Raw genomic sequence first — 5,757 nt, 5'->3', positions numbered from 1 at the left:
AGCTGACCGGCATCAACCCACACGTCTGGTTGACCGACACGCTCACGAAGTTAGCCGGCGGTCACCCAGCCAACGTTGTTGGCGAGCTCGTGCCCTGGACGCCCGTGGTCTGAAAACACCGCTTACGTTGGACTATGCCGACATGCTCACGCTTTGACCGTCGCCATGAGTCACCCCCGGTCGCGGCCGGCTAGGCTGATTGGTTGATCCAGAGTTGCTAGAGTTCGTCGAACATTGCGAGCAGATGAGCATGCCGGACCCGCTCAAGGACGGTGTCAAAAGTCTCGAAGGGTTCGCCCGCTGGAATATGGCGCTCGATCTGCAGGAACTGCGCACGAGCAGCGGGCCGTGAATCCGAGTTCAGATGCACCGCGTTCGCGAGTTGCTCAGCGCTTGCGCAGCCCTTGCGGACCACGCCGCTCAAAGTCTGCAAGACAATCGGCATGACAGGCTCTTTTCCAGCCGCCACGGCTCTTGCCGCGAGTATGCGTGCCGGCAGGCCGGCGACGAAGGCCAAGTCCGGAACAAGGCGAACCGCGAAGTGCCGCGCGGTCTCGCAGGTCTTGATAAGATGCTCCTTGGTTCCGATCGCCCGTTCGAGTTCGCAGAGCGGCTTTCCCGCCATCCATGCGGTCAGCAGCGGCCTGATCTGCGGCAAGGCGACCTTCGCCTTGGCGGCATTGCCGGCGATCGCACGATAGTCCTTCCCAAACAGCCCTTCGATGTCGTTGGGCCTGATCAGGTGCATCAACCAGGTCGGGTTGGCCTCGATCCAGTCAAACAACGTATTCATGCAGTCCGTGCTGTCACCGTCAAACGCCCCCGCCTCGATCAGCGCAGCCAGGCTGGCGACGACCTCATAGGGTAGCCCCGCGGAGGCAGCCACTCGCTCGAGCCAGTTCAGGTCCTGCTTCGGCGCCAGCTCGTCACGGCGCGCAAGCGCTGCGACGATGCGGCTTTCAATCCACTCGGCCTTGCCTTCCTGGCGCTTGCGGTACGCGGCGAAGGATCGACGGATCATGGCCTTGGCGGGTTCGTCGGGCGCATCCGACTCGCCGACTGGCAGTCGGGCAAGGAAATAGTCCTCATTGCCTTCGTGCGCCTGCATGTGGATGCGATCCAGCAGGCCGGTTATCGGGTCATCGATCTTCAAGCACTGGTCCGACTGCGAGAAGATGCTCTGGAGCGACATCCAGTGGCGATGGATCGTATTGTCATCATCATCGATGTTTATGATCTTGCTCGGCACCACCAGCACAAAGCCCTGGCCGCCTTCGCCCGCACGCCCGGCCCGGCCGGCGGCATTGAGCAGTTCGTGCGCGTCCAGCTGCTTGAACTTGTCGTCCGACACGTCCCAGCGGCTGTCGCCGGCGATCAGGACCACGTCACTCGGCAGGTTCATGCCCTGCGCCAGGGTCGAAGTGGCGAACAGGGCGTCGACACCGTCACGCCGCTTGAATAACGACTCGTGCAGCATGCGCTCGGGCTTAAGCAGCTGGCCGTGATGGCTGGTGGCGCTCCCATCAACCTGGCCGGAAGCGTCTAGCTTGAGATAGCAGTGCTGCGGCCCGCCCATCTCTTCCTCGACCAGCTTGCGCCAACCTTGCTCCTCCTCGGTGAGCACGACGCGACGCTTGGGCAGCAGGCTACGAAAATGCCGGACGGTGGATTCGGCGGCGATCGTACTCTGGACGAAGGTCAGGGTCTTTAGGCCGTCCTCGGCTGCTGCCGCGGCGATCGTACCCGCGACGATGTTGCCGTTCGGCGTCATATACCAGTCGCCGGATTTTTCTGACACGCCGGTCGCGAACGGCACCGCCTCGTCAAGCAGCGCCATCAGCGCATAGTCGTCGCGCTTGCGGGTCGCCCAGGTCTGCCGCAGGCAGAAAAAGGCAAAGGGCGCCGCATCGAGGCGGCTTGCGAGAGGCTTGGGCACGCCCTTAGTGGTCGCGGTGAGCTGTTCCGTGGCGAGCAGTTCGTTGAGCTCGGTGATGCGCGCGGCTTCATAGGCCACACAGCCGCGGGCCTGGCGGGTCGGCTTCCAAGCGAGGTCGAGCGGGAGGCAAGGGCGGCCGGTGAGCTCGGCCACCCAGCCGGCCATCTCTTCGGCGTTCTGCATCATCGCAGATACGAGCAACAGGTCGGCACCGGGCGCATAGCTAGTGAGATTTAGGATACACAGCATTGCGTCGATCGCCCGCCGGCTGCGGTCGGATTCGCGAGGATGAATGAGGTGGCACTCGTCGAACACCACGAGCGCGACCTGCGCGAATGCTTCCGGCTGTATCGACTGCAGCACGAGACAGCGCTCGGGCGTGGTGACGATTATCTCCGGAAGCTCGAGGACGTCGGAGAAGGTGATCTCGTCGTCGAGATCGCCGAGAACGGTATAGTCCTTAAACGCATTGCCAAGCGTGAAGGCGGTCTGGTCGACCAACGCCAGTGTCGGCGCGAGCACAACGACCTGTCCGCCGCCAAGCAGCGCCGCAGCGATCTTAAGTTCTGCCAGCGTCGACTTGCCTCCCCCGGTTGGGAAGCTGACCGCCGCCGAAACGCCTTTCGCGAGATAGCCCTTCTCCAGCGCCTCGCGGTGATTTCGCCAGAGATAGGGGCGCTTGCGCGCGGCCCGGCGAATGACCTGCCACCACGCGCTTGGGTCGATGCCATTCGGCGCAGGAACCCGGCAAAGTGCTGCTTCGGCCAGATCGCCCGACACCGCCAGCAGCAGCTTGGCGATGTGGAGCGGACCGGGAAAGGAACTGAAGACCTCGGGACCATCCTCTTCGAACACACCTTCAATCGGGGTGACGGAAAGGTCGCGCACCTGGGCGAAAATGCGGCGCGATTCCGGGATCGCATCCGCCGCGACGCCCTCGTGTGGTGGAACGAGCAGCTCACGCGCGAGCTGGATGACGCCCGCGTGCAGCCGGCGAAGAAGCGCTTCCACTGCGATACCGCTGGCGGTCGTATCAGACGGAGGATCGTAGAATTCGAAATTGTCTTCGTCGACCTCGCTTGTGATCACTTCGCGCAGACGGCCAGTAGCCAAGTCGGCGATCGCGGCGACCAGTCGACCTTCGGCGCTCAGGTCGCCGTCCGGACGCTTGAGCCGCTTGGCCATCTCGGCAGCGTCGCTCTGCGAGTCCGCGATCAAGAACAGCAGCGTCGCGCAGATGTCATGATCGGCATGGATAGCGTTAATGCTGGAAAAACACGGCTCGCCTTCGGCTACGACGGTCTCGGCCATGAGGCACAGCTGGTGTGCGGTGCCGGCCACGAATGCGGCCGAGGCGCGGTCGGCACGCTCCGGCGCAGTTGCGACGAGCAGCTCCTGCGCCGCCGCCAGACGGCGCATCTCCGAAAGCAGCTCAATAAAGGCTTCGCCGCGCTGCTCGACCGTTGCGGCACCTCGCAGCCGGACTCGCGCTGCGACGATTTCGGCGAAGGCATTGGTGAAGCGTTGGGGCAGCTCGGAAAAGTCGAGGTCGCCAAGTGGCGGTGCGCCCCTGATAAGGTCGATCGTGACAGGATCAAACATCGTCCCGCCATGCCTCGATTTGCTTGATCGCCTTAGCCGAAAAAGCTTTCATCCAGTCGCGCAGCTTCGGGATCGCAATGGTTTCCGCTTGGCGGCGACTCGCGAGCCCAGGCGCAACCTCGTCAAACCCCTTAAACAGTGCAGCTCGCGCGTCGTCATTGTCATGAGCTATGTCGGCTGTGACCGCGACACGAAAATGCCGGGCTTCCTCCCAGGCTATCCGTTCCACCGCACCGTCAATATCGAGTTCGGGAAATCGTTGCTGGTGGGCTTCGAGTAGGCCGCCAGCCTCCGGGATCAGTTCGTTCATGCGCAGTCCGCTTTCCAGATCTCGGATGCCTTTCCACACATCTCCAGCGATCGTGCTGCGCGGGTTCTCCGTCGCCTTGTCCTCGAAAATCACCACCGCTGAGACGGTCTGGCCGGACTCATCGAGTTTCAACTGGAAGCCATCAAAGCCCTTGTGCGCATGAATCATATGCGGCGCGCGGATCACCGCTCCGGCATCGGCACGGTGCGCCGCGATCCATGAGATCGCCTGGAAAACCCAGCCATCGCGATGATACGGGGGCTTATCCTTCGGCACGGTCAGCAGTTTGATCGCACCGGCCGCCGTGTCCGCGCGGGTGACAGGCGGCCGTTTGTCGATACCGGTCAGGATCGCTGCTACATGTCGCGTCTGCCCAAGCGCCAAGCGCGCGACCTTGCTGGCAAGATCGTCCTCGTCGGAAACGGTCCACCGCGAGCCGTGACAAAGAGTTCCATGCGATATCGGTATCAGCGTGAGAGGCATCGCGCCTCTGAAGACCCTAACCCGTCCATGGCCCCCTCCCAAGTGATGCCGAACACGGCCTTCGGAGAGATATACAGATCGGCGGCTCCAATGAGAACATATCTAAGCTCAAGCAGATCAAGTTGGATGCAATTGATCGCTAGAAGTGCGGGTTACACTCGGGGGCAGGTCGGTGCGGATGTCTGGTTTTGGCGAATGACCTGTCGTTGGCCTTGTGGCGGCGGAATGACTGGTAAGTCCCAGTTCCAGCTATACCCTACCGGTATTCGAAATCCTGGTCAGGCTCTTCCCACAAACGCGCCCTTGATGACCTTGCCGCCCTCCCGGATCGTATCGAGGTAGTCGCTCCACCACTGCGCCATGCGGACACGTTCCTCCCAGTGCTTGCCGCGGTGATAAACACCGCGAACGGCATTACTGTCACCGTGCGCCAAGCCGCGTTCAATCGCGTCCGGATTCCAGAGGCCGCTTTCATTCAGCATGGTGGAGGCCGTAGCCCGAAGACCATGCGCGGTGACTTCGTCCTTCGTGAAACCCATCCGCCGGAAAGCGGCGTTCAAGGTGTTTTCGCTCATCGGGCGGACGGACGCGCGGGCTGACGGAAACACGTACCCTTCAGTGCCGACCATCTCGGCAAGTTCTTTGAGATACCCGACTACCTGTTTGGACAACGGCACGGCATGAGGGCGGCGCGCCTTCATCTTTCCCTCTGGGATGCGCCAGACGCCTTCTTCGAGGTCGATCTCTTTCCAATCGGCATGCCGCAGCTCGCCAGGGCGTACAAAGACATGGGGTGCAATGAGTAAGGCGTACCGGGTGATGAAGTTGCCAGTGTAGTCCTGGATCGCACGGAGCAGCCCACCAAGATCCTTCGGCTCAAGGATCGCTGCATAGTGCTTTGCCTTGGGCGTGATCAGCGCCCCGCGGAGCATCGTCGTCGGGTCGCCTTTGCAGCGCGTCGTGGCAACTCCATAGCGAAACACGCGGCTCGCAAAGGATCGGGTCTTTTTGGCGGTCTCGTGCTTGCCCTTCGCTTCGAGGCGCTTGAGGGGAGCCAGCACCTCGAACGGCTCAATCTCATCGATCGGACGGCTGCCGATGGCGGCCGTCAGCTGGTCGAGGAAGAAGTTGGCCTTGATGATGGTCGCATCCGCGCGACCGTTCTGCACCATCATCTCATCGATGTACTCGCGTGCCACCGCTTCGAATGTCTGGGCGGAAAGGAATTCCGAACGGATCTTCTGCTTGCGCTTCTCCATCGCCGGGTCACCGCCCGCCGCGACTTTGACCCGCGCCTCAGAGCCCGAGCGAAAAGTGGTTGAGCGATATCAGTAGGTTGTGATTCAGCGTCGTTGTCGAGACGATGGAGGAAGCACATGCCCTGGACTGATACCGCTCGCCGCAAGCATATGCGGGAAGGTGCGGG

General features: G+C 62.2%; 4 protein-coding genes. 1 reads left to right on the top strand and 3 read right to left on the bottom strand.

What is annotated here, in order from left to right; all coding sequences use genetic code 11:
• The first annotated feature begins 2 nt into the window (after positions 1-2).
• Complete coding sequence (locus tag LDN95_RS22710; protein WP_226016645.1) at positions 3-113, top strand: transposase domain-containing protein; 111 nt, start codon at positions 3-5, stop codon at positions 111-113.
• A gap of 104 nt (positions 114-217) precedes the next feature.
• On the opposite strand, the gene LDN95_RS22705 is transcribed toward LDN95_RS22710, so the two are convergent.
• The 3 genes from LDN95_RS22705 to LDN95_RS22695 form a co-directional block, all read right to left on the bottom strand.
• Positions 218-3,538 carry a DEAD/DEAH box helicase gene (locus LDN95_RS22705; protein WP_226019779.1) on the bottom strand — a complete coding sequence of 1,107 codons (3,321 nt, stop codon included), beginning with the start codon at positions 3,536-3,538 and terminating at the stop codon, positions 218-220.
• Entirely contained in the window at positions 3,531-4,331 is an 801-nt protein-coding gene (locus tag LDN95_RS22700; protein ID WP_007683848.1) for a hypothetical protein, read from the bottom strand. The genes LDN95_RS22705 and LDN95_RS22700 overlap by 8 nt, the downstream gene beginning before the upstream one ends.
• Positions 4,332-4,609: 278 nt before the next feature.
• On the bottom strand, positions 4,610-5,590 hold the full coding sequence (locus tag LDN95_RS22695; RefSeq protein WP_255631077.1) for a site-specific integrase: 981 nt from the start codon (positions 5,588-5,590) through the stop codon (positions 4,610-4,612).
• Between the last annotated feature and the right edge of the window lie 167 nt (positions 5,591-5,757).

Source organism: Novosphingobium sp. FKTRR1 (genome assembly GCF_020404405.1).
GTDB lineage: Bacteria > Pseudomonadota > Alphaproteobacteria > Sphingomonadales > Sphingomonadaceae > Novosphingobium.
The sequence above is the reverse complement of the archived record's forward strand: the minus strand, read 5'-3'. Positions and strand labels throughout refer to the sequence as shown.